The sequence below is a fragment of the Lysobacter sp. TY2-98 genome, assembly GCF_003367355.1.
GTDB lineage: Bacteria > Pseudomonadota > Gammaproteobacteria > Xanthomonadales > Xanthomonadaceae > Cognatilysobacter.
The window spans coordinates 1,521,108-1,547,324 of record NZ_CP031413.1 but is presented as its reverse complement, the minus strand read 5'-3'; the positions used below and the strand labels follow the sequence as shown (position 1 = coordinate 1,547,324).

Sequence of the window (26,217 nt, the reverse complement as noted above, 5' to 3'; positions counted from 1 at the left end):
CCGGGAGGCGAGCGCCGCGACCGGAACTGCGTCGCCGACGTGCATGCCGGGACGCTGCGCCGGGCCCGGAACGCCGGACGGGGACGCAGCCGGGAGCCTCGCGCAACCCCGAAATACCCGCCATTGACACTTGGTGAACCGCCTATTTCCCCTTCGGGCACGGCCTGCGCGCGGTCGCTGTGTCAGCGGGCCGCCGCCGCGCGGGCGGGCGCCATCGCCTCGCCCGTTGCGGTCTGCACCGACACCGGCATGACGATTTCGCAGCGCACGCCGTCGGGCTCGATCGCGTAGGAAGTTTTCGCACCGAGCTGGTACGGAAGCGCGCGCTCGATGAGTTCGCGCCCGTAGCCGCCGCCCTGAACGGGCGCGGCGGGGTCGACGCGCAGCCCGCTCTCTTTCCACACCACGTGCAGCTGCGGCGTGCGGTCGGCGTCATGTTCCACGAACCAGCGCACCTCGAGGTGTCCGTTCGCAGCGGATAGCGCGCCGTACTTCAGCGCGTTGACCGTGAGTTCGTGCAGTGCCAGCGCGAGCGTTTGCACCGTACTCGAGCGCAGCCGCACGCCGCGCGTGCCCTCGAGCACGATGCGGCCGTCGTCCTGCGCGGCGCGCACGCCCGAGATTGCACACACCTCGGTCTGCAGCAGCTCCTCGAAGGTGACGCGATCGGCGCTGTCCAGCCGCGACAGCAGCGATTGTGCGCGCGCCAGTGCGTCGACCCGGTCGCGGAAGATCGGCTTGAACTCGTCCATGTCACGGCTGTCGCGTACGGTGCGGTCGGCCAATGCACGCACCACCGCAAGGATGTTGCGTGTGCGGTGCTGGAGTTCGGCGACGAGCACCGACTGGCGATCCTGCAAAGACTTGAGATCATGGATGTCGGTACTGGAGCCGAGCCACGATTCGATGCGGCCCTCCGCGTCGTAATGCGGTTCGGACCGGCTGCGGTGCCAGCGATAACTGCCGTCGCTCGCGCGCAGGCGATGTTCGACGTCGAGGCGACCGGTCTGCTGCGCGGCCGTCCACAGCGTGCGCGTGCGCTCGCGGTCATCGGGATGCACCGCCTCCATCGCGCCCGTACCCACGACGGTGTCGACGCTCTGGCCCGTGTACGTGTACCACTGCGGGCTCACCCAGGTGCTGCGGCCCTGGTCGTCGGTGCGCCACAGCAGCTGCGGCACGCCCTGCACGAGGATGCGCTGGCGCGCCTCGCTGTCGGCGAGCGCGGCTTCCGCCAGGCGCGCATCGGTGACGTCGTCGAACAGGATGCCGACCTGGTCGTGCAGGTGCTCGGCGCGGAACACGCGATACGCAAAGATGCGGTCGTCGTGCGTCCACTCGAAGTCTTCGGGCTCGCCGGTCGCGAGCACGCGTGACACCACGTCGAGCCAGCGCGGGTCGAACTCGGGATCGACGTCGCGCAGGCTTTGGCCGATCGCCTCCGCGGGAACGACGGCCGCGGCGGCGGGATTGCGATCGACCACGCGCAGGTCCGTCACTTGGTCGCCGTCGCGCACCGCTTCCACGACGTAGAACGCCTCGGACATGCTGCCGAACAGGTCGGTATAGCGACGCTCGTGCATGCGCAGGTCGAGGCGGGCCTGCACGAAACGACGCTGCAGCTCGAACATCTGCAGCAACAGGAGGGCGAGCACCGACATCGCGGTGACCAGGCCGTACATGCGGCCGACGTAGAAGCCGAGCTGATAGCGCCCGGTAACGAGCAGGCCACCCAGCGCGAGGTCGATCGCATCGGCGACGAGCGCGACGGTGATCCAGAGGTCGATCAGTCGCCGTTCCCGTGCACGCCGGATCATGCAGGCGATCGCGACCACGTGCAGGAACCACGCCACGATCAAGACTCGTAGCCGCATGGTCCCGAAGTGCATGCCGTTCACGAGTTCGGGCAGCGAGTCCTCGGCGTACGTCGACGTCACGACCAGCGCCACCACAAGCGCGGCCACTGCGACGTACGCGCGCGTCGCGGTCACCGCGGGCCATGCCGATCGGATTCCCCGTCGCGTGACCGCCCAGAAGAAGCCGAGCACGAACAGGGGGAACAGGCCGTGCCAGCTCATCCAGAGCCAGGCGCTGGTCTGTGGTCCGCCGAACAGTCGTCCGGGGGAGAACGCGTCGGCCACGCTCAGCCCGTGCACGAGCGCCGCCATTGCCGAGAACCCGTAACCGCAGCTCAGCCAGAGGTACGCGGCGGACCGCTCGCCGCGATAGTGCGCGTGCAGCAGCACCGCCGTGAACAGCGACAGGAACGCGATGGCGACGTCGTACACGGGAATGAACGCGGGAACGACCGGCCACTGGCGCTCGGCGAACGGCGCGGTCGCGAAGAAGGCGACGACCAGGACGCCGACGAGCAGGCTCGCGCGCCGGATATCGTTGCGCGTGGCGCGCAGGGTGCCGAGCAGCGGAAACGCGCCGGGTTCGTCGTGGATGGAGCGGGGAGTCTGCAACGGCATCGATGTCCTGCAGCGGCGATCGGACGGTCGCCGCCGGGCGACGTTAGCGCAGCCGCCGCGCGACGTCGCTGGATACGGGTCACGGATGGCGCGCGCATGGCCGCGAGCCAGTGCCGCTTGCTGATCGGTACTTCATTCCGTGCGGCCTAGGGTGGGCTGTCCCAACACGGAGCTCGACATGTCCCGCATCGCCATTCTCGCCACCGATGGTTTCGAGCAGTCCGAGCTGATGGAGCCGCGTGCGCGGTTGAAGGCGGCCGGACACGACGTCGACGTGATTTCGCCGAAGGCCGGCGAGATCCGCGGGTGGCGCCACACGGACTGGGGCGAATCCGTGCCGGTCGACGTCGAACTGTCGAAGGCGTCGCCGGACGACTACGACGCGCTGGTGCTGCCCGGCGGGCAGATGAATCCCGACGTCCTGCGCCAGGACGCCGCCGCGCTCGACTTCGTGCGCGCGTTCGACCGCGCCGGCAAGCCGCTCGCGGCGATCTGCCATGCGCCGTGGCTGCTGGTCGAAACCGGCATCGCGAAGGATCGCGACGTGACCTCGTGGCCGTCCGTACGCACCGACCTCGTGAACGCGGGCGCGCACTGGAAGGACGCCGAGGTCGTGGTCGACGGCCAGCTCATCACCAGCCGCAAGCCTGACGACATCCCGGCGTTCGTAAAGGCGATCGAAGCGCGGCTGCACTAGCGGCTGCACCCGCGGCGGCGCGCCTGTCGGGCGCTGTCATCGGAAAACATGCGCACCCGCATCGTGCGGGACGCTCGCCATGGACCGGAAAATCGTCGATCGACCGGTAACCGGACGGCTCGCACGCATCCGTCTCTGCCACACTCCGGGAGCGCCGTCCGGATCGACGGTGCTCGGCGGCGCGGGCCGGATCCGCGCAGGGACACAGGGACGCATAAGGAGATGGACGTGTCGCATAACCCGATCGCGATGGAACTGAGCGACGATCACCTGCACAGCGTGCGGTCCGCGCTCGATCGGCTCGAAGCCGCGTTGCCGGCGCTGGTCACGCTCGATCCCGCCGAGCGACGGCTGCTCACCCCGATGGAAGCCAAGTCCGAGGCGTTCGCGCGGCAGACACTGCGCGTGCTGGAGCACAACCCCAAAATCGTGCCGACCGGCTTCGACGTCGCCGCCGCGCAGGCCGATCTGCGTGCAGTCGAAAGGCTACGCCCTGTGCTGGAGCGCGTGCAGCAGCTGGCCGCGCGCCTCGACGACACCGTCGCCGCGCTCGGCAGCGACGTCATGGATTCGGCGTTCGAAGGCTATGCGTTGATCAAGCTGTCGGGCGGCGCGCTGGGGCTCGACGAGCTGCGTCGCGAACTGTCGGGTCGCGCGCGGCACGATCGCCGGCGGCCGACCGAGAGCGCGTGACGCCGTGGGCGGTCGGCGGACGTGGAAGCCGCCGACCGCGTCACCTCAGGCCGCCAGCGACGCGATGTCGATGACGAAGCGGTACTTCACGTCGCTGCGCAGCATGCGGTCGTAAGCCTCGTTGATTTCCTGCGCGCGGATCATTTCGATGTCCGCGACGATGCCGTGCTTCGCGCAGAAGTCGAGCATCTCCTGCGTCTCCGGAATGCCGCCGATGAGCGAGCCCGCGAGCGAGCGTCGGCCGAAGATCAGCACACCGATGTTCGGGCTGGGATGCGGATCTTCCGGCACGCCGACCAGACACAACGTGCCGTCGCGCTTGAGCAGGCTGGTGAACGCATCGAGGTTGTGGCTGGCGGCCACGGTGTCGAGGATGAAGTCGAAGCTGCCGGCGTGCGCGGCCATCGCGCCGGCATCGCGCGAGACGACGACGTCGTCCGCACCGAGCGCATGGGCGTCCTTGCGCTTGCTTTCCGACGTGGTGAACGCGACGACGTGCGCGCCCATCGCATGCGCGATCTTGATGCCCATGTGCCCGAGCCCGCCGATGCCGACGATGCCGACCTTCTTGCCCGGGCCCACGTTCCAGTGGCGGAGCGGCGAGTAGGTGGTGATGCCCGCACACAGCAGTGGCGCCACGGCGGCGAGCTGCTCCTTCGGGTGGTTGATGCGCAGGACGAAATGCTGGTCGACGATGATGCGCTGCGAATAGCCGCCCAGCGTGTGGCCCGGCGGATCGTTGGTGCGTCCGTTGTAGGTGCCGACGAAGCCGTTCTCGCAGTACTGCTCCAGGCCTTCCGCGCACGCCGCGCAGTGGCGGCAGCTGTCGACCATGCAGCCGACGCCGACGGTGTCGCCGACCGCGAAGCCGTTGACGTCGCTGCCCACGGCCGTGACCGTGCCGACGATCTCGTGCCCCGGCACGCACGGATACCGCGTGCCCGCCCATTCGGACTTCACCGTGTGCAGGTCGGAATGGCAGACGCCGCAGTAGGCGATCTCGATCTGCACATCACGCGGCCCGGGCGTGCGGCGCTGGATGTCGAGGGCGACGAGCGGCTGGTCGGCGGCATGGGCGCCGAAGGCTTTCACGGACATGGACACGCTCCTGGCGAGGATGGGCGAAGGCCGCGAGCCTACGCCGGCCGGCGTTACACCGCGGCGACGCCACCGCGCCGCTGCATTCCATGCCGATGCCGGAGACGACGAAGGGCCGGCAGGCCGGCCCTTCGGATCGAGCGGTGGATCAGCGGAACAGGCCGTAGAGCACGTCGGCCACGAGGCCCGAGCCCATCGACACCAGGTACGCATCGCGGTCGACGCGCACCCAGTGATAGCCGCGCGGCGGGATGCGCAGCTGATACGCGTACGGATCGACGTAGTACTGGCTCACGTAGAACGGCGGCGGCATGCGCGTGCCGACGCGCCAGCGCTGCACCGCGTAACCGCGTGGTGCGACATAGACATAACCCGGGCGATAGGCGCGTGGCGCGGTGTAGCGGGGCGGCATGTAACGCGGTGCGACATAGCGCGGCGCATAGCGGTCGTCGCGACGGGCATCGCCGTAGCGACGATCATCGTCGCGGCGGTCGTGGTCACGGTCGTCGTCGCGGTCGTGGTCGCGACGGTCGCGATCACCGCGTTCGTCACGATCACGCGACCATTCGTGGCGGTCGTTGTCGCGGTGGTCGTCGCGGGCGGCAGCGGGAAGGGCGAAAGCGGAAGCGGTCGCGAAAACGAGCGAAGCGGCCAAAGCGTTGATCGTGTTCATCGTGTCTCTCGGTGCGGGGTCGCGAATCCAGCTTTGTCGCAAGCGACCGTATCGAGACTGAACAGGACGGGGTGCGGCAAAGCCGGTTCAGGCGGCGGTGGGCGCCGACGATGACGCGCGCTTACGAATGCCACGCCCGTGCATCGCGTTCGGTGATCGACCGGAGCGCCGACGGTTACGGCGGTGTCGGCTTCTTCTTCGATCCGTTCGACGTGGAATCGTCTTCATCGGACGTCGCGCTCGTCGACGTATCGGACTTCGCCGGGGTGCCAGCATCGTCGCCGGCGAGGTTGGCACGTCCGGTGAGCACCGACGATCCGCCGGCACCGGATCGCCCGCGCACATCGTCCGACGTACCGATGGCGCTGTACGCGCCGACGGCGAGCGGGCTGGGATTCGGTCGCGCGTTCGCGCCGGTCATCGGGTTGGACGTGGGCGTCAGGTCGGACGTGGTCTGGGCGGTCGCGCACGCAGTGAGTGCGGCGACCAGTACGGGCAGGAGCAGGCGGTTCGGATGCACGGGGAGCCTCCGGGATGCGTCAGGCCGTCGGGCGAATCCCGGCGCCGACGCCACGCTAGCGCCGGCGGCATTAGCAGCAGGCGAAGGCGACACGATCGCCGTGGCGGCGATCGTCCACGCACCGTTGAACGCCGCGTCTGCAGCATGCGGCTTTCGATCGGGAGACGGGCATGCGCATCGAAGGTTCCTGCCATTGCGGCCAGGTGCGGTTCGCGTGCGACGCGCCGTCGCCCGTGCCCTACCAGATCTGCTACTGCTCGATCTGCCGCAAGACTGCGGGCGGCAGTGGCGGCGCGATCAACCTCGGCGCGCGGTCGGACACGCTCGAGGTGGAAGGGCGCGAACACCTCGGTGTCTATCGCGCCCGCATCCATGGGAAGAACGGCGACTGCCGTATCAGCAGCGGCCAGCGCCACTTCTGCACCGGCTGCGGCAGTGCACTGTGGTTGTTCGATCCGGAGTGGCCGGACCTGGTGCATCCGCACGCATCGGCGATCGACACGCCGCTGCCCATTCCGCCGGAACGCGTACACATGATGCTGGGCTCGAAGGCGAACTGGGTGCATGTGCCGTCGGGCAAGTACGACGTGCACTTCGACGAATACCCGGAGGAATCGCTGGAGGACTGGCACCGTCGCCACGGCCTCTACCACGGCGATGCAAAGAACGACTGAGCGAGCCCGTCAGACGCGTGCTTCGATCACCAGCGCGCGCATCGGTGCATCGATGCGACCTTGCCCGAAGCGCGCTTCAAGCGCCGACGTCACCGCGACGATCGCATCGTCGATGCCGCCGGGATCGCGCTCGTCGATTTCGTGGCGCATGGGCGTGCCGCTGCAGAACGCGATCGCCGCATCGTGCGCGCTCGCCATCGGTGCGATCGCATCGACATGCATGATGCGCACGTCATGGAACCCGGCGTCGGCGAGGTCATGCCGGACGCGATCCGCGTCGTGGTAGCCGTGGGGAACACGGGCCATGAAGTCTGGCGGGTCGTCGGGAAAGCGCTGCATCAGGACGTCCGAGATCGCCGCGGTGACGGGATTGGCCGCCAGTGAATCCCAGACGTTGAACACGAACCTGCCGCTGGGACGCAGCACGCGCCGCGCCTCCGAATAGGCCAGCACGTGATCGGGAAAGAACATCGCGCCGAACTGGCAGGCGACGACGTCGAAGCTCGCGTCGTCGAAGGGCAGGGACTGTGCATCCGCGACACGCCGCTTCACGCTCGGAGGGAGATATGCCCGCGCCATTTCCAGCATCGGCGCGTTGAGGTCGGTGGCGACGAGGTGCGCGTCCGGCAGGTGCGACGCGATTTCGCGCGTGAGTGCACCGGTGCCCGCCGCCGTTTCGAGCACGTCGTGCGGCTTGAATGCGGCGATGCGTGTCGCCAGGTCCGCCGCGTAGGGCTCGAACAGCATCGGCACGAGCAGGCGCGCGTAGACGTCGGCGATGCCGGTCGCGAAGTTCGCGTCCTGTCCCCTCATCGCGTCGCTCCGTGCCCGGGTCGACGCGACGATACGCCGCGCACCCGGATGGAGCGCGGCGGTATGCGGGCGTTCCGATCGACGGTCAGTCGGTATCGGCGAGCGCCGGATAGTCGACGTAACCCTTCGCGCCGCCGCTGTAGAACGTGTCGCGATCGGGCTCCACGAGCGGCGCGCCTTCGCGCAGGCGACGCACGAGATCGGGGTTGGAGATGAAGAGACGTCCGAACGCGACCGCATCGGCGCGACCTTCGCGTACCGCGGCCTGTGCCATCTCGAGGTCGTAGCCGTTGTTGACGATCCATGCGCCGCGGAAGCGGGAGCGCAGGGCCTCGTAGTCGAACGGCTGCACATCGCGCGGCCCCCCGGTCGCGCCCTCGACGACGTGTACGTAGGCGATGTTCAACGCATCCAGTCGCTCCACCGCGCGCTCGAACAGCGGCTGCGGATTGGAGTCGGCGATGTCGTTCGACGGCGTGACCGGCGCGATGCGCACGCCGGTGCGATCGGCGCCGATCTCCTGCACGACGGCCTGCACCACCTCGTGCAGGAAGCGCGTGCGATTCTCGATGCTGCCGCCGTACGCGTCGCTGCGATGGTTGGTCTTGTCGCGTAGGAACTGGTCGATCAGGTAACCGTTCGCCGCGTGCACTTCCACGCCGTCGAAGCCGGCGTCGATGGCATTGCGAGCGGCTTTGCGGAAATCCTCGACGATGCCCGGGATCTCCTCGATGCCGAGTGCGCGCGGCTCGGACACGTCGACGAAACCTTCCGGCGTGAACGTCTTGGTGTCGGCGCGGATCGCGCTCGGCGCCACCGGCACTTCGCCCGGTGGCAGCAGGCTGGTATGGGAGATGCGGCCGACGTGCCACAGCTGCACGACGATGCGGCCGCCGCGGCGATGCACTTCGTCCGTCACCTTCTTCCAGCCTTCGATCTGCTCAGTGGTGAAGAGGCCCGGCGTGCTGATGTAACCCTGCGCGAGCCAGCTCACCTGCGTCGCCTCGGTGATGATCAGGCCGGCGCTCGCGCGCTGACCGTAGTAGTCGACCGCAAGCGGCGAGGGCACCAGGCCCGCTTCCGCGCGGCTGCGCGTCAGCGGCGCCATCACGATGCGGTTGGCCATGTCGATCGCGCCGATGCGCACGGGATCGAACAGCGACGGCGCCTGCGTCGCGACGGGGGCAGGGGAAGCAGCGGAGGAGGACATGCGGGGGCCTGCGAGATGTCGGGGAGCGAACTCTGGGGGTGCCGGGGCGGCGCGACAGCCGTCGTCGCAGGCACGCTTTGTTGCATCCGTGGTGCGGATGCCGCGTGGCATGCGGAAAGCCTTGCCGCGGTGCGGTCTAAACGATGCGCATAGACGCGTTCTATCGCAGTGATCCGAATAAATGCCGTGACAGCGTGCGTACGCGGCCTCAGGCTTCGCAGCCGAATCGGCGCGCGTTGCGTCGACACGCACGGATATCGATATGTCGCTCGACAAGGTTCTGTACACCGCGCACGCCAGCGCCACCGGCGGTCGAGACGGCCGCGCCGTTTCCTCCGACAACGCGCTCGACGTGAGCCTGGCGACGCCGCGCGAACTCGGCGGCGCGGGGGGTGCGGGCACCAATCCGGAGCAGCTGTTCGCGGCGGGTTATTCCGCCTGTTTCCTGGGGGCGCTGAAGTTCGTGGCGGGCCAGGAGAAAGTCGCGCTGCCGGCCGATGCGCGCGTCGATGGCAGCGTCGGCATCGGTCCGATTCCGGGCGGCTTCGGCATCAATGCGACGCTGCGCGTCCACGTGCCGGGGCTGCCGCGTGAGCAGGTCGAGGAGCTGGTGCAGAAGGCGCACGCGGTGTGCCCGTACTCCAACGCCACGCGCAACAACATCGACGTCGACCTGCAGGTCGTCTGAACTCCGCGACGAGGCGCGATGGGTCACTCCTCGGGCCGGTGCGCGACGCCGATCTGCCGTTCGGTGGCGTCGAGCGCCGGCCTTCGCTTCAGTTCAGTTCGGCAGCGCGCACGACGCGACGACTGGCTTCGCCGCCGCGACGGCCGATCGCAGCCATGTGATCGCGATCGCCGCTGACGACTTCGCCGCCTTTGCGACCGATGCTGGCCATGTGGTCGCGGTTGCGGCTGACGGCTTCGCCGCCTTTGCGTCCGGCATTGCGGGCTTCGTTGGAGTCGAACTCGTGGGCATTGCCGCTGCGATGCGCGGCGCGTCCGCCCATCGACGCGATTTCGCGCTGACGCTCCGGACTCATGCGTCCGAAGCCACCGCGCGGTCGATCGGGGTTGATATCTAAGGTCATTGCAGTCTCCGGGCTGAGGGTGATCGCCGCCGAGCCCGCAGGCGCGACGTGTCGGTCGGTTGGGGATGTTCCCCGGGATGCGCGATGACCCCGCTCGGGTCCGCCTTCCACCACGTATCTGTGCGGCGCAGCCCGGGGAACACTGTGAATAATCCCGTCAGCCGCATTAGGACGAGGCGAAACGCGGGTGTACGGCGTATTGCGCGTATGAAGGACCGGACGCGCCGTGGTTCGCCATGTCGGAGCGCGTGCCGATCGGGCTGCACCGCTCCAACTTGAACGGGTCATGGATGTGGACGTACGTTCGGCACGGAAATGGGACGCTGCTGGTCGACAGCGCGGTGCCGTATGGTTAGATTGGAACAATGACGCTCGCGACTCTCCAACGCTCCCGCGCCCCCGGACGACTGCTGGTCGTCGAGGACGAGTATTTCGTCGCCGACGAAATGCGTCGCGACCTCGAGGCGCTGGGCGCCAGCGTGCTGGGTCCGGTCGGTAGCGTCGCCCGCGCGATCGCGCTGGTTGATGATCAGAACGAGATCGACGGCGCCATCCTCGACATCAACCTCGGTGGCGAGACGGTATTCCCGGTCGCGGCCGCGCTCGAGGCGCGTCGCATCCCGTTCGTGTTCTGGACGGCATACGAAACGTGGACGCTGCCGAGCGAGTTCCGCGACCGCCCGCGCCTGGCCAAGCCGGCTAGTGCGGAAGAAGCGCTGCGCTTCCTGCAGCCGATGCCGGTCATCGAGCGGGTCGCACCGGCGCCGACGCGCCGTCGTTCCACACCGGTGCTCGCCGATGTCTACGCCACCGGACACGGCGACTACCTGCTGCGCCTGCACGCGGGTGGGCTGGTGCAGGAGCCCGAACTCACTTGGGTGGGGCTGGCGAGCATCGACCCCGCGCAGTGGAGCGTGCGCCTGCGCATGAGCGTCGAGCCGGGCGTGTTCTACCGCGTGCCGCCGCGCTATCTGCAGGGGCTGTGGTCGGACCTCGCCGTCGTCGGCTGACATCCGTCCTAACGAGGCGCATCGCATGACGCCGCGCCTCGTCATGACTCCGCGCTCGCACTTCTCCCGCAAGGTCCGCCTGCTCGCGGACGGCCTCGGCATCGCCCTCGAACTCGTGGACGCCGGCAACGTCGCCGACGCCGATCCGGCGTTGTTCGGTCCGAATCCGCTGATGAAGGTGCCGACGCTGATCGACGGCGACCGCGTCGTGCTCGACTCCGATCACATCGCGGCGTGGCTGGTGCGCACGCGTGACCCGTCCGACCGTTTCGGCGTGCTGACGCAGGATCCGGACGTGCTCAATGCGCGTGCGGTGATGAATGGAATGATGGCGGCGGAAGTCGAACTGGTGCTCGCCGCACGCACCGGTCTCGACATCGCGCATCCGCGCTTCGACAAGATGCGATCCGCGATCGACGCGGGGCTCGACTGGCTGGAGCAGCGCGCCGCGCTTTTTGGGGAAGAACCGAACTATCTCGGCCTGCACCTCGTCGCGCTGTGGGATCACCTCGCGCTGTACGGCCTGGCGGCACTCGATCGTCCGCGACTGGCCGCGCGTGCCGACGCGCTCACCACATTGGCGTGGGTGAGCGCGTCGCGACCGGCGTAATCGTTACTTCGTCGCGCCCGACTTGCCGGCCTTCGCCGCCTTGACGCCGTCGAGCATGGCCTGCACGTGCTGGTTCGGATTGAGATCCGAATACACCGCGGCGATCGTCCCGTTCGGCGCGACCACATACGACGTGCGGTTAGACCACTCCGGCTTCTTCTCCAGCACCGCGTCGTAGGTCTTCGCGATCTTCGCGCCCGGGTCGGCCCCCACCGCGAACTTGCCGCCGCAGTGTTCGGTCTCCTTCGAGAAGTCCGACAGCTGCTCGGTGTTGCCGGCACTGAGGCCGATCACCGTCGCGCCTTCGGCTTTGAACTTGTCGCTGGCTTCGGAGAACAGGTGCGCTTCGAGGTTGCAGCCCGGCGTGTGCGCGGCCGGGAAGAAGTAGACGACGACCGGTCCCTTCTTCAGCGCCGTCGCGAGTTCGAACGTGAAGGGCTTCCCGGCCAGGTAGGCCTGCGCCTTGAAGTCGGGCGCCTTGTCGCCGGCCTTGAGGGCGGCCAGGGCAGGCGCGGCGAACATGAGGGTGGCGACGGCAGCGAGGGTGGCGCGGTGCAGGGCGTTCATGGCGTGTCCCGATGTCGGAGGCGACCGTTATACGCCAGCCGTGGGCGCGCGACATCGCGCCGCCGCTCGCCTGTCGGTAACGTCCGTTCATCGGCTTTCATGCACCGCCACGCATTCGATACGCGGGCATCACGAAGGCGAAACGATGCCGCTGATGTATTCATCGTGCGTCCCGGGATGGGCCGCAGCGCGTACCGACTGGGTCGAGGTCGCGTCTCTCCAATGAGGGCTTGAGCCCCGGACTTCTCTCGGGTCCGGGGCTTTTTATTGCCTGCGCAATTGCGCCTCGAGCCAGGTGACTGCCGCGTCGATCATGGACGGTTCGAGTGTGTGTCCGGCATCGAAGACTGCGAGTGTTGTCGAGACACCCATCGCGTCGAGACGCGAACGCGCGTCGCGCGCATCGTCCACCGACAGCGTGTCGTCATCACGACCGTGCACGATCAGCGCGTCGAGTGCGCGCATCGCATCCGCATCGGAAGGCATCGCGTCCGCCAGCAGATGTCCGGCCATCATGAAGAAGCCGGCGATGCGATCGGGCGCGAACAGTGCAGTGCTTGCAGCGAGGATGCCGCCCTGGCTGAAACCGCCGATCCACGTGCGCCGCGGCGTCACGCCGTAACGCGACTGCAGTTGATCGATGAAGTCGACGAGTTTCGTACGCGCGTCGAGTTCTTCCTCTTCCACGACCTGCAGGCCATCGTCGCTGAGGCCGACGCGGTACCAGCCGATTCGATCGCCGCTGATGCTGCGCGGCCCGCGGGGCAGTACGACCTGCACGTCGCGCGACATGCGTTGGCCCAGCGCGACGAGCTGCTGCTCGTCGCCGTCCACGCCGTGCAGCAGCACGAGCAAGGCGCCGGGTGCCTTGGGTTGCGGCTCCAGCACTGCATGCGAGAACGCGTAGTCGGCAGCGTCGATCAGGTCGCCGGGAGTGCGTGCGGAGTTCGGCATCGCGGCCAGCCTGCCGCAGGTGCGGTGAACGCCGCGGTCGCGCGGGCGTTCGCGCATCGGTCACACTGTCGCGTCGCCCGGCCACGGAACCGCCATGAAGGTCATCGAAGTCCGCCATCCGCTCGTGCAGCACAAGCTCGGCCTGATGCGACGCACGGACCTGAGCACCAAGGAATTCCGCGACCTCGCGTCGGAAGTGGCCACGCTGCTGACCTACGAAGCAACCGCCGACTTGCCGACCGAAACAGTCACGGAGGACGGCTGGGCCGGCCCCGTGCAGGTGCAGCGCATCAGGGGTCGCAACGTCACGCTGGTGCCCATCCTCCGTGCCGGGCTCGGCATGCTCGATGGCGTGCTGGAACTGGTGCCGACGGCGACCGTCAGCGTCGTGGGCCTGCAGCGTGACGAGGAGACGCACGCGCCGGTCTGCTACTACGAGAAGCTGTGCGACGGCCTGGACGAGCGCACCGCGATCATTCTGGACCCCATGCTCGCCACCGGCGGTTCGATGATCGCAACGATCGACCTGCTCAAGGCTGCTGGCGCACCGCGCATCAAGGCGCTGTGCCTGGTCGCCGCGCCGGAAGGCCTGAGCGCGGTCGAGGCCAAGCATCCGGACATCGAGGTCTACACGGCCGCGATCGACGAGCGCCTCAACGAGCACGCCTACATTCTCCCGGGCCTCGGCGACGCCGGCGATCGCATTTTCGGAACACGTCCAGCGTGATGCGCCGCGCGTGAGCCCGGTCACGACCCTACGCCGCCGTCCGGGACTTTCGGCCTAGAAGCCGCGGGGCATTGCCGCCGTATGCTCGGGAGATGAAGTGCACCGGACGTCCCGGTGCTCCCCGGAGACTCCGCTTGAAGACCACGCTGCTCCCGCTCGCCGCGGCCCTCGCGCTCGCGATCGCCCCCACGCTCAACGCGCAGGACGCGCACTGCCTCGACGCGGCCTGCAGCCTCCAGGCGCTGCTTCCGGAGAACGTCGACATGTCGGCCACCGCATCCGCATCGGCCGACGCGACGGTCGCGCCCAAGCTCGGCACCTGGGGCATCGACACGGCCGGCATGGACCGCTCGATCAAGCCGGGCGCCGACTTCTTCGGCTACGTCAACGGCAACTGGGCCAAGACCACGCAGATTCCGGCCGACCGCTCGAGCTACGGCGGTTTCGCGGTGCTGCGCGATCTGTCCGAAGCGCGCGTGCACAAGCTGGTCGAAAGCTATCCGGCCGATCCGTCCAAGGGTGACGACGCCTCGAAGGTCGGCGCGCTGTACCGCGGTTTCATGGACGAGGCGACGATCGAGAAGCTTGGCGCCAAGCCGCTGAAGCCGTCGCTGGACGCGATCCGCGCGGTCAAGAACAAGACGCAGATGGCCGAGGTGATGGGTCGCTCGATGGGCGGCTACGGCCGCAGCTTCATCGGCCTGTCGATCGGCGACGACGCGCGCGATCCGGAGCATTACGCGCTGTACATGAGCCAGTCGGGCCTCGGCCTCGGCGATCGCGAGCTCTATCTCGACCCGAAGTTCGCGCCGCAGCGTGAGCGCTACCAGAAGTACGTCGAGCAGATGCTGCAGCTGGGCGGTTGGGACAAGCCGGCCGAGCATGCCGCGGCGATCGTCGCGCTGGAAACGAAGATCGCGAACGTCCACTGGACGCGCGCGCAGAGCCGCGACCGCGACAAGACCTACAACCCGGTGCAGGTCGCCGAGCTCGATGCGAAGGCGCCGGGCTTCGCGTGGGGTCCGTTCCTGAAGGCGGCGGGCGTCGACAAGGCGGCACGCGCCGTCGTTCGCCAGGACACCGCGCTGCCCAAGCTCGCGCAGATCTTCAACGAGGCCGACCTCGACACCATGAAGGCGTGGGAAGCCTTCCAGGTGATCGACCAGGCGTCGCCGGTGCTGTCGAAGAACTTCGCCGACGCGAACTTCGAGTTCCGTTCGAAGTTCATGTCCGGCCAGCCGCAGCAGCGTGAGCGCTGGAAGCGTGCGGTGGCGTTCGCCGACGGCGCGATGGGCGAAGCGATCGGTCGCGACTACGTGCAGCAGTACTTCCCGGCCGAATCGAAGGCCAAAATGGATTCGCTGGTCGCGAACATCAAGGAAGCGATGCGTGCGCGCCTCGGCCAGCTCATGTGGATGAGCGATGCCACGCGTGCCGAAGCGCTCACCAAGCTCAACAGCTTCGGCCTGAAGATCGGTTACCCGGAAAAGTGGCGCGACTACAGCGGGCTGAAGGTCGTCGCGGGTGACGTGTACGGCAACGCCGAGCGTTCGTCGCAGTTCGAGTGGGCCTACGACGTCTCGCGCCTCGGCCAGGTCACCGACAAGCTGGAGTGGGGCATGACCCCGCAGACGGTCAACGCCTACTACTCGTCGGTGAAGAACGAGATCGTGTTCCCGGCCGCGATCCTGCAGCCGCCGTTCTTCGATCCGGACGCCGATCCGGCGGTGAACTACGGCGCGATCGGCGGCGTGATCGGCCACGAGATTACCCACGGCTTCGATGACCAAGGCCGCAAGTCCGACGGCAAGGGCGTGCTGCGCGACTGGTGGACGAAGGACGACGCCACCAAGTTCGAGGCGCAGGCCGACAAGCTCGGCGCGCAGTACGAGTCCTACGACTTCGCCGCGCTGCCCGGCGTGCACATCAACGGCAAGGCGTCGATGGGCGAGAACATCGGCGACCTCGGCGGTATCACGCTGGGCCTCGAGGCCTACCACCGTTCGCTGGGCGGCAAGCCGGCGCCGGTGATCGACGGCTTCACCGGTGACCAGCGCGTCTTCCTCGGCTGGGGCCAGGTCTGGCGCACGCTGATGCGCGACGACGCGCTGCGCCAGCAGCTCGTGGGCGACCCGCATTCGCCGGGCCAGATTCGCGCGTTCGCGCCGCTGCGCAACGTCGACGCCTGGTACGACGCCTTCGGCATCAAGAAGGGCGACGCGCTGTACATCGCCCCGGAAGACCGCGTGCGCATCTGGTAACCCTTCTCGTCGGGGGTTGCACTTCGGCCGGCGCCCTTGGGCGCCGGTCGTCGTTTGGGCGAGCGTGAAGCGCGGAATCGTGATGCGGCGCGCGCATTCCGGCGGTGCGCCTCACACGGGTTGAATGTCCGGCCGGTTAGACAGTGCGCGTCTCCTTCCACCCCGGACCCCGATGGAAACGCGGATCCTCGTCGTCGACGACAACGCGCGCGTGCGCGAAATGCTGGCCGACCTGCTCGAACTGGAGGGGCATGTCGTCTACCAGGCCGAAACCGGGCAGGTGGCGCTGCAGCTGCTGCAGGGCGGCCTGCAGCCGCGCCTGATCGTATGTGACCTGATGATGCCGGACGTCGATGGCTGGCAGGTGCTGGCTGCGGTCGAGCAGATGCCCGAGCGTCCCGACGTGATCGTCTTCAGCTCGCTCGGTGACCTGGCTTCGGTCGAACGCCTGACCGAGCGCTACGGATGCACCGTGCTCAAGAAGCCCGAGCAGCTTCGCGAGGTGGTCGGCGCGGCACGGGCGCACATCGAGCGTCCGCACTGACACGCACCTAGGCGCCCCATCGCCGGCGTCGCCGCTGAGTCGGTGGTCACGCCGGATCGGCGATACTCGCGCCGTCGCGGCCCGTTCACGGATTCGTCACCAGAATCCGCGGGCCAATCGAAGCAAAGTTCCCAGGGGCGAACCGATGTCCGAAAGCACGGCCGATGCGAGCGTGCACCACTTGCCGACCCGTCGCGAACAGATCGGGTTGGGCGAGAGCGAGCGGCAATTCCGCCTGCTCGTGCAGGGCGTCACCGACTACGCGATCTACATGCTCGACACGAACGGGCGCATCGCAAGCTGGAACGCTGGTGGGCAACGCATCAAGGGCTACAGCGCCGACGAGATCATCGGCGAGCACTTCTCGCGCTTCTATACCGATGAAGACCGTGGCACCGGCGAGCCGGCGCGCGCGCTCGAAACCGCGCGCACGCAGGGGCGTTACGAGAAGGAAGGCTGGCGTCTGCGCAAGGACGGAACGCGCTTCTGGGCGAACGTCATCATCGACCCGGTCTACGACGACGACGGCCACCACATCGGTTTCGCCAAGATCACCCGCGATATCACCGAGCGCCGCGAGCAGCAGCGCGCGCTCGAAGTCGCGCAGCAGGCGATGCTGCAGGCGCACCGCATGGAAGCGATCGGTCAGCTGACCTACGGCGTCGCGCACGACTTCAACAACCTGCTCACGGTCATCACCAACAGCCTCGACCTCATCGCGGTCGACAGCAGCGATCCGCAGCGGGTGCGCCGACTGCTCGCGGGCGCGCAACGCGCCGCCGAGCGCGGCTCGCTGCTCACGCGGCAGCTGCTCGCGTACTCGCGCCGGCAGACGCTGCGCCCGGAAACGCACGATCTGAACGCGTTGATCTATGCCGCGGAAGCCGTACTGCGTCGCGGCGCGGGCGAATCCGTGGAGATGGAGTTCTCGCTGGGCCGCGGGCTCAGTGACGTCAGCATCGACGCGCCGGAGTTCGAGGCCGCGCTGCTCAACCTGGTCGTCAATGCCCGCGATGCCATGCGCGATGGCGGTCGCATCACCATCCGCACGCGCGAGCACATGCAGGCGGAGCGCGAAGGCCGGCGTCGTCACGGGCGCTACGTCGTGGTGACGGTCGAGGACACGGGCACCGGGATGACCCCGGACGTCATCGAACACGCGATGGAACCGTTCTTCACCACCAAGGAAGTGGGCAAGGGCAGCGGCCTCGGCCTGAGCCAGGTCTACGGCTTCGCGGTGCAGTCGGGCGGTGACGTCGCGATCGAGAGCGAGGTCGGCAAGGGCACGACCATCAGCTTCTACCTGCCGGTGCGCGACGGCGACACGCGCCTGGGTGACGGCGACAGCGGTGCGCCGACGAAGGTGCTGCTCGTGGAGGACGATCCCGACGTGCAGGCCATGGCGATCGAGTCGCTGCGCTTTCTCGGCTACTCGGTGCTCACTGCGGACGAGGGCTCCGCGGCGCTGGAAATCCTCACCCGCGACCCGGAAATCGAAGTGCTGTTTACCGACGTGGTGATGCCCAAGGGCATGAGCGGCGTCGACCTGTTCCGCGAAGCGCGCCGCATCCGTCCCGAGCTGCGCGTGCTGCTCGCCTCGGGTTACGCGCGTGGGCAATTGCCGGAGCTGCCCGAGGGATGCGATTTCATCCCCAAGCCGTATCGCGTCGAGGATCTCGGCAAGCGCATCGCCACGCTGCTCGGGCGTTCGCAGGCGGCCACCGCTTCCTGATCGCGTGACGCAGCCGCACGACACCGATCCCGCCGCACGCTACGGCGAGGCGATGCGCAGCGACGCGTCGCGCGAGCGCGATCGTCAACGTCGCCGATACGAGACGCGACGCGGGCCCGGTACGTGGATCTGGTGGGCGGTCGCGGTCGGCGGCCTCGTGCTGTTCGCTCTGCTGATGTGGGGCGTCATGGAGAAGACCAAGTGGACGGCGGGCGACGTTGCGCGCGATGCCGCCGCCGCCGCGCCACGTGCGGTCACTGCCGCGGCTTGACCTGCGCCGGACATCGGCACCCGTCGATTGCCGCATCGGCGCCATTGCGCGCACAGCGATGACGCAGTGCGACACGACCGGGCGCGTTGCACCGTTCGTGCTTTGAGCTGACGACGGGATTTCGCCCGCACGTCGGACCGATCTCGGGCAGCGCGACGCGGACCTCTAGGATCGGCACATCCCTCGATCCGGAGCTGCCCATGCATCACCGTCGTGTCCCCCGTGCCCTCGTACTTGCACTTGGCCTCGCGCTTGGCGCGCTCGCCGGCACCGCCGCGGCGGATGACCGCGGCGACATCCGCAGCGAAATCACGCGCCGCCACGACGAAGCGGTGAAGCGCCTGCAGGACTGGATCGCGCTGCCGTCGATCGCGGCGGAGAACCGCAACTCCGAGGAAGGCGCGGAGTACATGGCGAAGCTCGCGCGCGACGCGGGCTTCCAGAAGGTCGAGATCGTGAAGACCGACGGCAAGCCCGGCGTCTTCGCCACGCTCGATGCCGGTGCGAAAAAGACCGTCGGCCTGTACTTCATGTACGACGTGAAGCAGTTCGACCCGGCGGAATGGTCGTCGCCGCCGCTGGAAGGTCGCATCGTCGACAAGCCCGACTACGGCAAGGCGATCGTCGGCCGCGGCGCGGTGAACCAGAAGGGTCCGGAGTCCGCGTTCCTCGCCGCCCTGCACGCGATCCGCGGCGCGAACAAGAAGATGCCGGTGAACCTCGTGCTGGTCGCGGAAGGCGAGGAGGAAATCGGCTCGCCGCACATCGCGCAGATCGTGCGTCGTCCGGACATCGCGGCGGCCATGAAGAACACGATGGGTGTGTTCATGCCGTCCGCCGAGCAGGAAGCCGACGGCACCGTCACCGTCACGCTCGGCGCGAAGGGCGTGGTCGAACTCGAACTGGTGAGCAGCGGCGAGAAGTGGGGGCGTGGGCCGTCGAAGGACGTGCATTCGTCGCTGAAGGCGATGGTCGACAGCCCGTCGTGGCACCTGATCAAGGCGCTCGACACGCTCGTGTCCGACGACGGCAATACGATCACGGTCGACGGCTATCCGAAGGCGCCGCCGATCAGCCCCGAACACCGCGCCATGATCGACGCGGCAGTGAAGGCGTCGCCGGATGGCGAAGCGCTGGCGAAGAAGCAGCTCGGCGTGCAGCACTGGATCGGTGACTTGCCGTGGCAGGCCGCGCAGGAACGCCTGATCTCGCAACCGACGATCAACATCGAAGGGCTGGTCGGCGGTTACACGGGGCAGGGCGGCAAGACGGTGCTGCCGCATCGGGCGGTGGCGAAGATCGACATGCGGCTCGTGCCTGGCATGACGAAGGACGCGGCGGTCGCGGCGCTGAAGTCGCACCTCGCGAAGCACGGCTTCGGCGACATCGAGGTCAACGTCAGTGGCGGCTACAACCCGACCAGCACCGATCCGAATTCGCCGCTGATCCGCGCACAGGTGGCGACGCTGCGTTCGCTCGGCATCGAGCCGCTGCTGTGGCCGCGCGGTGCGGGCTCGTACCCGGGCTTCGTGTTCACCGACCCGCCGCTGAGCCTCGCCTCCGGCCACTTCGGCCTCGGCACCGGCGGTGGCGCGCACGCGCCGGACGAGTTCTACGTGATCGAGTCGAGTAACCCGAAGGTGCAGGGCTACGACGGCGCGGTGATGTCGTTCGTCGACTACCTGTACGAACTCGGCAAGTGACGATCAGGGCGCGATCGCGGCCAGTGCGGTCGACAGGCTGACGCGGTCGCGCCCCGCACGCTTCGAGGCGTACATCGCTTCGTCGCTCGCGCGCATCAGCGTGGCGGCATCGCAGCCGTGCAGGCCGTAGACGGCGACGCCGATCGACACCGTCACGCGCAGCGATTCACCGGCGACGATGCCGTCGAACGCCTGCTCCGCGATCGCTGCGCGCAGGCGTTCGGCGAACACCATCGCGCCGTCGATGTCGTGTTCGGCGATGACGACCAGGAACTCTTCGCCGCCCAGGCGCACGGGAAGGTCCGAACTGCGGCTGGCCTGACGCAGCTGGCCCGCGATGCCCGCGAGCACCTTGTCGCCCGCCTCGTGGCCGTAGGTGTCGTTGACGCGCTTGAAGTGGTCGATGTCGAGCGCGACGAACGCGAGGCCACCGCCGCGACGCTCGGCCAGCGGCATCTGCACGCGCAGGTACTCATCGAGGAAGCGGCGGTTGTAGAGGCGCGTGAGTTCGTCGGTGATGACGAGCTTCTGCAGCTCGCGAGCTTCTTCCTTGGCGCGTTCGCGGATGCGATGGTTCTCGACCGCCATCGCCAGCAATTTCGCGGCCGACAGCAGCGTGCGTTCCTGGCGCTGCGACGGCTTGCGCGCGCGGGGGGACAGCGCGGCGAGCATGCCCAGCGGCGCGTTCGCACCGGGCAGCGGCGACAGCGCAAGCACGTGCACGCCGCGCGCGGCCAGTCGCGAACGCAGGCCGTCCGCGCCTTCATCGGAGGCGTCGTGATCGGGGGCGACCTCACGCAGGCGGGCGTCGGCCGCGGCGTCGGCGATGCGGTGCAGGCGTTGCGCGTCGTCGAACACGTGCACGCTGGCGCCGTCGACGATGTCATACGCGGTGAGGATCTCGCACGCATTGCGCGCGAGCTGCGCTTCGCCGACGTCGGTGTCGGCCAGTGCTGCGGACAGCGCGGACAGTGTCGAGAGTTCGCGATCACGCGCACGCTGGCGGCGATGCATCACGTGGAGCATCAGACCGGCGAGCGCGACCACGCCCAGCGCACCGGCCAGCGCCCAGCCCAGCCAGCGATGCCATTCCGGCGGCGGCGGTTCGAGGATCGCGATGTCGTCGGGATCGGCGACCACGACCTGGAAGCCGCCATCGAACGGCCAGGTGGCTTTGTAGATCGACAGCACGCCGGTCGCGGTGATGCGCGTGCCGCGCGGGTACCGCTTCCAGTCGAAACGATCGACGACCGGCGCCGGGATATACAGCTGCATCGGCACGCCGTCCTCGTCGCTGATGCGCAGCATCGCGTACTTGTCCAGCGACACCGCGCCCGCGAAGCCTTCGATGCGGACGCGACGGCCGACGTGCGCCCAGCCATCCGCTTCCTCGACCGTCAGCGCGAGCGGCTTCGGCAGCGCGGCGTGACCGATCCGGCGCACCTGCGCGTCCTGCAGCTGCATCGCGCCCTTGAACTGGTTGACCTCGCCCCAGGCTTCGACGACGTCGCCCGGCGCAAGCGTCACGTTGAAGTCGCGCGAGTTGAACAGGCCAAGGCCGCCGGTGTCGTCCTGCACGTACACCTGCAGGCCGCGCTGGCGCAGCACGCCGGTGGCGATGAGCACGGTGCCACGCACACGCACGCGCTCGCCCTTGCGGTCGGGCACGGTGTCGTTGTCGACGTCCACCACGACGCTCGAGATCGGCTCCAGCGTGAGCGTGTTCGGGTCGATGTCGACGATGCGCGGGCGCGGCGCATGCGGCGCGCCCATGGCCAGCAGCGGGAGCAGGGCGAGCAGCAGCGCGAAGACGGAGCGTCGTGTCGAGGTCACGCAGGCGGATCCCTTCCCGGCGGCCATTCCGGGTCGACACCGCTATCGGCCGCTGCGTGAAGAACTGAAGGGTCGTGAAGCGTGGGCTGCGCACGTGGTGTCGACGCGCTGCATGGCATCAGCAGGGCGTCGCCCCCAATGGACGTCCATGCGTCGATTCGCCCAGGCCTTCCTGCCCGAGGCGCTGCCCGCGGGCCTGCCGGGCGGCGTCGCCGCTGCGCTCGCCGCGTCGCCCGAGCGCTACAACATCGCCGTGCGCAAGCCGGCGGCGATCATCCTCGACGTCGGTTCCGGGACCGATGTCGGCGATGCGCTGTGGGGCCTGGTGCCGAGCTGGTCGAAGACGCCGGACACCAAGTACACGACGGTGACCGCGCGCCTGGATCGCGCGTCGTCCAGCCGCATCTACCGCAGCGCGTGGGAAAAGCGACGCTGCGTCATCCCGATGACCGGCTATTACAAGTGGGACCGCACGGTGAAGCCGGCGCGCCCGTACTTCATCCAGTCGCGCGCGGGCGAGGTGCTGTTCGCCGCCGGCCTGTGGGACCGGTGGCCTGCCGATGCGCCGGAAATGCTTACGTTCACGGTGCTGACCATGCCCAATTCGGCGATCCCGCCGCCGCTGGTGCCCGACGGGCCGGTGTTCCTGCCCGCGGGCAAGGTCGACGACTGGATCGCCGGCCCGTGGTTCGCACAGCGCTTCCTGTCCGGCATGCGCCAGCCGGCGCTCGAAGCCTACGCCGTGTCGCGCGCGATCCGGGATCGCGAGGTCGACGACTACACGCTGCTCGAGCCGGCCGCGGCGACGGACGACGGGACGCCGCTGCCCGATGACGAGTCGTGGCTCGACGACGAAGACATCGATTGAGCGGAACGCCGGGTTCCGACAGCGGGCGCGCCGCGCGCACCGCGACCGGCTTCAATGCAGTGACGCGAACCAAGGAGCCCGCCGTGCCGCGCATCGACCTGGACCGTCTTCCCGCCACCAATGCCACGGGCTATCCCGAGCCCTTCGCCCGCGACGTCGCCGGCCGCTGGTATCGCCGCCTTGCGCCCGCCACGGGCCTGAAGGATTTCGGCGCCAGCCACGTCACGCTGAAGCCAGGCGCGTGGTCGTCGCAGCGCCATTGGCATGAGGACGAGGACGAACTCGTCGTGATGATTTCGGGCGAGGCCGTGCTCGTCGACGACCACGGGGAAACGGTGCTGCGTGCGGGTGACGTCGCCGCATTTCCGAAGGGCGACGGCAACGGTCACTGCCTCCGCAACGACAGCCATGCGGACTGCGTGTTCGTCGCCATTGGCCAAGCGACGACGAAGCTCTGCCACTACTCCGACATCGACATGCGTTGGACCGGCGAGCGCTACATCCACCGCGACGGCACGCCGTACTGAGGTCGACGCGACGCATCGCCTGCGTCGCGCGCTACACCGTCACCAGCGCTGCGAGATGCCGACCGTCCATGCGCGATCGGCGGCGGCGTCGCTCAGGCCGTAGCTGTACGCCATGTCGACCTGCGTGTTGTCGCCGAAGCGCCAGCTCGCGCCGGTATCGAACGTGGTTTCCGGGCCATCGTCGCCGTGGATCGGGATGCGCTGCGCCGCGACTTCGCCGAACACGCGCGCGCGGCCGTCCGCGAACGATTTGCCGACCACCACCGCCAACAACCCGGCAAGGCCGTTGTCGCCATCGCCGCGTTCATAGGACAGGCCGGGCATCACGCCGATGCCGATGTCGTGCGCGAGTTCCCACTCGGCGACGAACTCCAGCGACGGCCGCACGCCACGTCTGTCCGCACCGACCCCCGTCGGCAGTTCCGCGCCCGCGATCCACGCCATCGACGGCATGCCCTCGCGATCCTGCAGGTGATGCTTCACGCCGACGCCGATGTCGGCCCAGTCGGATTCACCCGCCGCGTTGATGCGGCCTTCGGTCTCGAACCGCAGCTCCCAGGCATCGCCCAGTCCCACGCGCAGCAGCGTCGGCGTCGAACGCTCCAGCGGCGCGCCCTCGTCGGCGCTCGCGGCCACGCTGGTCTCCAGCTGCACATGACGGCCGACCGTCGCGCTCGATTCGACGAAGTCCGGGCGATCCGTCGAGATCGGATCCCCGGCGAAAGCGGGCAGCGCGGCGGCGAGGCCGGCGACGAGCAGGAGGCGACGTGCGGTCGAGCGGGTCATGGGCGGGTCCTGTGATGTCCCTCACGTCAACGACCGCGCGCGACGCGGCTTTAGCGGCGCGACGCCGATAGGCGGCGTCGCGCGGAACGTTTCGCGCTCAGATCGCAGCGGCCGTCGAGAGCATCCGCAGTCGCTTGCCGAGCCGCTCGACGTTATCGCGGGCGTCGTGCAGATCGTCGCGCTGCGGCGGCGCGAGCAGCGCGTCGGCCGCGGCGCGCAGCGCATCTTCCTGACGATTGGCGAGACTCGCCTCAGCCGCGAGGCGCGCCGTGATCCCGGCGCGTTCGTCCATCGTCGGCAGACCGTAGCCGTCGGGCGCGAATGCGGCGGGACGCGCGAGACGGGCCGCGGTCGCGATCGCTGCGTTCGTGCCGGCGCGTAGGCCGTCGATGGCTGCATCGCGATCATGCAGCAGGCGATGCTTCACCTCGTCGGCCGCACGCAACTCGGCGCGACGCAGCGCGGCCGTTTCGAGGACGAGTAGGGCGGCGGTGGCTTTGAGATCGCCGCGTTCGATCCACGAGGTACGTTGCGACGCGGGCAGATCGAGCCAAGCCGCGAAGTCACGAGCGGGGAGTGGCAGCGAAGACTTCGCGACGTCGAACAGCTGCGCGTAATGCTGCGCCTGCGAATCGAAGCGGTACCCGACGCGGCGCGCGGTGTCGGCATCGTCCAGCACGTGCGCGTCGGCGATGCCCGCGTGAACCAGTTTCGACTGCAGGCCCGTCGGCGTGAAGCTGCGCAGGTCGATGGACGCCAGGCGCGGCACGCCGTCATGCAGCAGCGTCCACGTATCCACCGCGCAGTTGCGACTGACGAAGCGATAGCGCCCGTCATAGCTCCAGTGCACCTGTGCGGCGCGTTCGACCAGCGATGCGATCTCTCCGCGCGAGAGCTTCAGTGGGAGCGACGTCAGATCGCGCAGTTCGACTTTCGTGTACTCATCGATCACCTGCGGCATCGGCAGCAAGAACAGGCGTGATGGATAGTCGCCGGTCAGCCCGCGCCAGCTCGAGAGTTGCACGTCGTCGACGAAGGCGCGGAACGACAGCACGACGTGCCATGCGATGTCGAGCCGGCACTCGGGGCCAGACGCATGACCGGGCGCGCAGATGACCAGACGCAGCATCGAATGGCCCCAGCGGCTCATCGGCTGCGTATCGGGCCCTGCAAGCAGGTAGTCGACGGCGTAAACCCGTGCAGGGTCGAGCGCGAGCAGAGGGGATTCGTCCGCGGCGCCCACCGGGCGCGGCTGGGCGAATACGGGCGCGCCGCACTCACGCGCGGGTTGGTCGCGGCCCGCGCGTGTCGCGAACCACTGCGCCAGCTCCGGCCGGCGACAGGCGTAGTCCGCGTCCAGCAGGAAATGTTCGAGATTCACCGCGACGAACTCGCGCGGATCCGTGCGTTCGTACGCATCCGGCGAACGATCGCGGAAGTCGTTCCGCGCGACGCGACCGCCCAGCGGTGCGACCGACCAGCCAGCGAGATCGAGCAGGCGTGGATCCCGCGATAGCCCGCCCTGCGGCGACCGGTCCCAGGCGTGCGCGAGTTCGTGCAGCGTCGCGGCGAGCAGTTCGCGCGATGGCGCAAGAGGCGTCGAGGTGTCGAGCAGGCCGCGTCGCAGCGTCAGCGTGCCGGGGACGTAGCGTCCCTCGACGTCGGGTGGCAGATCGTCGCGCCACCGCACGCGCAGTGGTGCGCGCAGTGCATCGGACCATGCGGTAGGAAGCATCGACGCGGCGCGTGCGAGCGCGGCGTCACTGATCGCGCGTTGCGTGTCGCTGAGGCCGGCGGTGTCCGTCGACACGGTAACGGCGCCCGTGGGCGACGTCAGCGCGAACGCGGCAATGAACGCGAGCAGGCGCGCGATCGACATTG

The 26,217-nt window shown here is 68.6% G+C and carries 26 protein-coding genes and 1 pseudogene; 15 read left to right on the top strand and 12 right to left on the bottom strand.

What is annotated here, in order from left to right; genetic code table 11:
• Nucleotides 1–182: 182 nt before the first annotated feature.
• Nucleotides 183–2,468, bottom strand: coding sequence for an MASE4 domain-containing protein (locus DWG18_RS07330; protein ID WP_205289416.1), 2,286 nt, complete (start codon nucleotides 2,466–2,468; stop codon nucleotides 183–185).
• A gap of 184 nt (nucleotides 2,469–2,652) precedes the next feature.
• Between DWG18_RS07330 and DWG18_RS07325 the strand changes: the two genes are divergently transcribed.
• Together DWG18_RS07325 and DWG18_RS07320 are read left to right on the top strand one after the other, a co-directional pair.
• Complete coding sequence (locus DWG18_RS07325) at nucleotides 2,653–3,171, top strand: type 1 glutamine amidotransferase domain-containing protein (RefSeq protein WP_115648088.1); 519 nt, start codon at nucleotides 2,653–2,655, stop codon at nucleotides 3,169–3,171.
• Between the two features lie 48 nt (nucleotides 3,172–3,219).
• Nucleotides 3,220–3,864, top strand: coding sequence for a hypothetical protein (locus DWG18_RS07320; RefSeq protein ID WP_162823749.1), 645 nt, complete (start codon nucleotides 3,220–3,222; stop codon nucleotides 3,862–3,864).
• Between the two features lie 45 nt (nucleotides 3,865–3,909).
• Here DWG18_RS07320 and DWG18_RS07315 read toward each other — a convergent pair whose 3' ends face one another.
• From DWG18_RS07315 to DWG18_RS07305, 3 genes are all read right to left on the bottom strand, one after another.
• Nucleotides 3,910–4,962 carry an NAD(P)-dependent alcohol dehydrogenase gene (locus DWG18_RS07315; protein WP_115646594.1) on the bottom strand — a complete coding sequence of 351 codons (1,053 nt, stop codon included), beginning with the start codon at nucleotides 4,960–4,962 and terminating at the stop codon, nucleotides 3,910–3,912.
• Between the two features lie 148 nt (nucleotides 4,963–5,110).
• Nucleotides 5,111–5,635: an RcnB family protein gene (locus DWG18_RS07310; RefSeq protein ID WP_115646593.1), complete on the bottom strand. Its 525-nt coding sequence runs from the start codon at nucleotides 5,633–5,635 to the stop codon at nucleotides 5,111–5,113.
• Nucleotides 5,636–5,810: 175 nt separating this feature from the next.
• A complete protein-coding gene (locus tag DWG18_RS07305) occupies nucleotides 5,811–6,155 on the bottom strand; it encodes a hypothetical protein (protein WP_115646592.1) in 345 nt (114 codons plus the stop codon).
• A gap of 170 nt (nucleotides 6,156–6,325) precedes the next feature.
• On the opposite strand from DWG18_RS07305, the gene DWG18_RS07300 reads away from it, so the two are divergent.
• The gene (locus DWG18_RS07300) at nucleotides 6,326–6,829 is read left to right on the top strand and encodes a GFA family protein (RefSeq protein WP_115646591.1); all 504 of its coding nucleotides are present in this window, start codon (nucleotides 6,326–6,328) and stop codon (nucleotides 6,827–6,829) included.
• Nucleotides 6,830–6,838: 9 nt separating this feature from the next.
• On the opposite strand, the gene DWG18_RS07295 is transcribed toward DWG18_RS07300, so the two are convergent.
• The gene (locus DWG18_RS07295; RefSeq protein ID WP_115646590.1) at nucleotides 6,839–7,642 is read right to left on the bottom strand and encodes a class I SAM-dependent methyltransferase; all 804 of its coding nucleotides are present in this window, start codon (nucleotides 7,640–7,642) and stop codon (nucleotides 6,839–6,841) included.
• A gap of 85 nt (nucleotides 7,643–7,727) precedes the next feature.
• On the bottom strand, nucleotides 7,728–8,852 hold the full coding sequence (locus tag DWG18_RS07290; RefSeq protein WP_115646589.1) for an alkene reductase: 1,125 nt from the start codon (nucleotides 8,850–8,852) through the stop codon (nucleotides 7,728–7,730).
• Between the two features lie 262 nt (nucleotides 8,853–9,114).
• On the opposite strand from DWG18_RS07290, the gene DWG18_RS07285 reads away from it, so the two are divergent.
• Entirely contained in the window at nucleotides 9,115–9,540 is a 426-nt protein-coding gene (locus DWG18_RS07285; RefSeq protein ID WP_115646588.1) for an organic hydroperoxide resistance protein, read from the top strand.
• A gap of 88 nt (nucleotides 9,541–9,628) precedes the next feature.
• On the opposite strand, the gene DWG18_RS07280 is transcribed toward DWG18_RS07285, so the two are convergent.
• Nucleotides 9,629–9,943: a KGG domain-containing protein gene (locus DWG18_RS07280; protein WP_205289415.1), complete on the bottom strand. Its 315-nt coding sequence runs from the start codon at nucleotides 9,941–9,943 to the stop codon at nucleotides 9,629–9,631.
• 365 nt (nucleotides 9,944–10,308) lie between these two features.
• Between DWG18_RS07280 and DWG18_RS15400 the strand changes: the two genes are divergently transcribed.
• Nucleotides 10,309–10,953: a hypothetical protein gene (locus DWG18_RS15400; protein WP_205289414.1), complete on the top strand. Its 645-nt coding sequence runs from the start codon at nucleotides 10,309–10,311 to the stop codon at nucleotides 10,951–10,953.
• Between the two features lie 25 nt (nucleotides 10,954–10,978).
• Nucleotides 10,979–11,563 (top strand): glutathione S-transferase family protein, encoded by a 585-nt coding sequence (locus tag DWG18_RS07270; protein ID WP_115646586.1) that lies wholly within the window; start codon nucleotides 10,979–10,981, stop codon nucleotides 11,561–11,563.
• A 3-nt stretch (nucleotides 11,564–11,566) separates the two neighbouring features.
• Here DWG18_RS07270 and DWG18_RS07265 read toward each other — a convergent pair whose 3' ends face one another.
• Both DWG18_RS07265 and DWG18_RS07260 read right to left on the bottom strand, forming a co-directional pair.
• Nucleotides 11,567–12,130, bottom strand: a complete 564-nt coding sequence (locus DWG18_RS07265) for a peroxiredoxin (RefSeq protein WP_115646585.1) — start codon at nucleotides 12,128–12,130, stop codon at nucleotides 11,567–11,569.
• A gap of 264 nt (nucleotides 12,131–12,394) precedes the next feature.
• On the bottom strand, nucleotides 12,395–13,141 hold the full coding sequence (locus tag DWG18_RS07260) for a phospholipase (protein WP_115646584.1): 747 nt from the start codon (nucleotides 13,139–13,141) through the stop codon (nucleotides 12,395–12,397).
• A 37-nt stretch (nucleotides 13,142–13,178) separates the two neighbouring features.
• Between DWG18_RS07260 and upp the strand changes: the two genes are divergently transcribed.
• From upp to DWG18_RS07230, 7 genes and pseudogenes are all read left to right on the top strand, one after another.
• Nucleotides 13,179–13,811: a uracil phosphoribosyltransferase gene (gene upp / locus DWG18_RS07255; RefSeq protein ID WP_115646583.1), complete on the top strand. Its 633-nt coding sequence runs from the start codon at nucleotides 13,179–13,181 to the stop codon at nucleotides 13,809–13,811.
• Between the two features lie 134 nt (nucleotides 13,812–13,945).
• Nucleotides 13,946–16,072: a M13-type metalloendopeptidase gene (locus DWG18_RS07250; protein ID WP_240318616.1), complete on the top strand. Its 2,127-nt coding sequence runs from the start codon at nucleotides 13,946–13,948 to the stop codon at nucleotides 16,070–16,072.
• Between the two features lie 172 nt (nucleotides 16,073–16,244).
• Entirely contained in the window at nucleotides 16,245–16,616 is a 372-nt protein-coding gene (locus tag DWG18_RS07245) for a response regulator (RefSeq protein WP_162823748.1), read from the top strand.
• A 172-nt stretch (nucleotides 16,617–16,788) separates the two neighbouring features.
• Nucleotides 16,789–17,925 (top strand): annotated as a pseudogene (locus tag DWG18_RS07240) (PAS domain S-box protein); the annotation flags it as partial.
• A complete protein-coding gene (locus DWG18_RS15480) occupies nucleotides 17,926–18,348 on the top strand; it encodes a response regulator (RefSeq protein WP_255417420.1) in 423 nt (140 codons plus the stop codon).
• 4 nt (nucleotides 18,349–18,352) lie between these two features.
• Nucleotides 18,353–18,619 (top strand): hypothetical protein, encoded by a 267-nt coding sequence (locus tag DWG18_RS07235; protein WP_115646579.1) that lies wholly within the window; start codon nucleotides 18,353–18,355, stop codon nucleotides 18,617–18,619.
• Nucleotides 18,620–18,819: 200 nt separating this feature from the next.
• Complete coding sequence (locus DWG18_RS07230) at nucleotides 18,820–20,322, top strand: M20/M25/M40 family metallo-hydrolase (RefSeq protein WP_115646578.1); 1,503 nt, start codon at nucleotides 18,820–18,822, stop codon at nucleotides 20,320–20,322.
• 3 nt (nucleotides 20,323–20,325) lie between these two features.
• Here the strand turns inward: DWG18_RS07230 and DWG18_RS07225 are convergent, their stop codons facing one another.
• Nucleotides 20,326–22,155 carry a diguanylate cyclase gene (locus DWG18_RS07225; RefSeq protein WP_162823747.1) on the bottom strand — a complete coding sequence of 610 codons (1,830 nt, stop codon included), beginning with the start codon at nucleotides 22,153–22,155 and terminating at the stop codon, nucleotides 20,326–20,328.
• A gap of 148 nt (nucleotides 22,156–22,303) precedes the next feature.
• Between DWG18_RS07225 and DWG18_RS07220 the strand changes: the two genes are divergently transcribed.
• Nucleotides 22,304–23,023: an SOS response-associated peptidase gene (locus tag DWG18_RS07220; RefSeq protein ID WP_162823746.1), complete on the top strand. Its 720-nt coding sequence runs from the start codon at nucleotides 22,304–22,306 to the stop codon at nucleotides 23,021–23,023.
• Nucleotides 23,024–23,106: 83 nt separating this feature from the next.
• Nucleotides 23,107–23,550 (top strand): cupin domain-containing protein, encoded by a 444-nt coding sequence (locus DWG18_RS07215; protein ID WP_115648087.1) that lies wholly within the window; start codon nucleotides 23,107–23,109, stop codon nucleotides 23,548–23,550.
• 39 nt (nucleotides 23,551–23,589) lie between these two features.
• Here the strand turns inward: DWG18_RS07215 and DWG18_RS07210 are convergent, their stop codons facing one another.
• Entirely contained in the window at nucleotides 23,590–24,336 is a 747-nt protein-coding gene (locus DWG18_RS07210) for a transporter (protein ID WP_115646575.1), read from the bottom strand.
• Nucleotides 24,337–24,433: 97 nt separating this feature from the next.
• Nucleotides 24,434–26,215, bottom strand: coding sequence for a DUF4105 domain-containing protein (locus DWG18_RS07205; RefSeq protein ID WP_115646574.1), 1,782 nt, complete (start codon nucleotides 26,213–26,215; stop codon nucleotides 24,434–24,436).
• Nucleotides 26,216–26,217 lie beyond the last annotated feature (2 nt).

Excerpts from the sequence above, each read along its gene's own strand:
- DWG18_RS07320 (WP_162823749.1), top strand. The coding sequence starts at position 3,220 with ATGCGCACCCGCATCGTGCGGGACGCTCGCCATGGACCGGAAAATCGT.
- DWG18_RS07265 (WP_115646585.1), bottom strand. The coding sequence starts at position 12,130 with ATGAACGCCCTGCACCGCGCCACCCTCGCTGCCGTCGCCACCCTCATG.
- DWG18_RS07205 (WP_115646574.1), bottom strand. The coding sequence starts at position 26,215 with ATGTCGATCGCGCGCCTGCTCGCGTTCATTGCCGCGTTCGCGCTGACG.
- DWG18_RS15400 (WP_205289414.1), top strand. The coding sequence starts at position 10,309 with ATGACGCTCGCGACTCTCCAACGCTCCCGCGCCCCCGGACGACTGCTG.
- DWG18_RS07245 (WP_162823748.1), top strand. The coding sequence starts at position 16,245 with ATGGAAACGCGGATCCTCGTCGTCGACGACAACGCGCGCGTGCGCGAA.
- DWG18_RS07270 (WP_115646586.1), top strand. The coding sequence starts at position 10,979 with ATGACGCCGCGCCTCGTCATGACTCCGCGCTCGCACTTCTCCCGCAAG.
- DWG18_RS07315 (WP_115646594.1), bottom strand. The coding sequence starts at position 4,962 with ATGTCCGTGAAAGCCTTCGGCGCCCATGCCGCCGACCAGCCGCTCGTC.
- DWG18_RS07260 (WP_115646584.1), bottom strand. The coding sequence starts at position 13,141 with ATGCGCGAACGCCCGCGCGACCGCGGCGTTCACCGCACCTGCGGCAGG.
- DWG18_RS07290 (WP_115646589.1), bottom strand. The coding sequence starts at position 8,852 with ATGTCCTCCTCCGCTGCTTCCCCTGCCCCCGTCGCGACGCAGGCGCCG.
- DWG18_RS07300 (WP_115646591.1), top strand. The coding sequence starts at position 6,326 with ATGCGCATCGAAGGTTCCTGCCATTGCGGCCAGGTGCGGTTCGCGTGC.
- DWG18_RS07210 (WP_115646575.1), bottom strand. The coding sequence starts at position 24,336 with ATGACCCGCTCGACCGCACGTCGCCTCCTGCTCGTCGCCGGCCTCGCC.
- DWG18_RS07285 (WP_115646588.1), top strand. The coding sequence starts at position 9,115 with ATGTCGCTCGACAAGGTTCTGTACACCGCGCACGCCAGCGCCACCGGC.
- DWG18_RS07280 (WP_205289415.1), bottom strand. The coding sequence starts at position 9,943 with ATGACCTTAGATATCAACCCCGATCGACCGCGCGGTGGCTTCGGACGC.
- upp (WP_115646583.1), top strand. The coding sequence starts at position 13,179 with ATGAAGGTCATCGAAGTCCGCCATCCGCTCGTGCAGCACAAGCTCGGC.
- DWG18_RS07295 (WP_115646590.1), bottom strand. The coding sequence starts at position 7,642 with ATGAGGGGACAGGACGCGAACTTCGCGACCGGCATCGCCGACGTCTAC.
- DWG18_RS07220 (WP_162823746.1), top strand. The coding sequence starts at position 22,304 with ATGCGTCGATTCGCCCAGGCCTTCCTGCCCGAGGCGCTGCCCGCGGGC.
- DWG18_RS07325 (WP_115648088.1), top strand. The coding sequence starts at position 2,653 with ATGTCCCGCATCGCCATTCTCGCCACCGATGGTTTCGAGCAGTCCGAG.
- DWG18_RS07310 (WP_115646593.1), bottom strand. The coding sequence starts at position 5,635 with ATGAACACGATCAACGCTTTGGCCGCTTCGCTCGTTTTCGCGACCGCT.
- DWG18_RS07230 (WP_115646578.1), top strand. The coding sequence starts at position 18,820 with ATGCATCACCGTCGTGTCCCCCGTGCCCTCGTACTTGCACTTGGCCTC.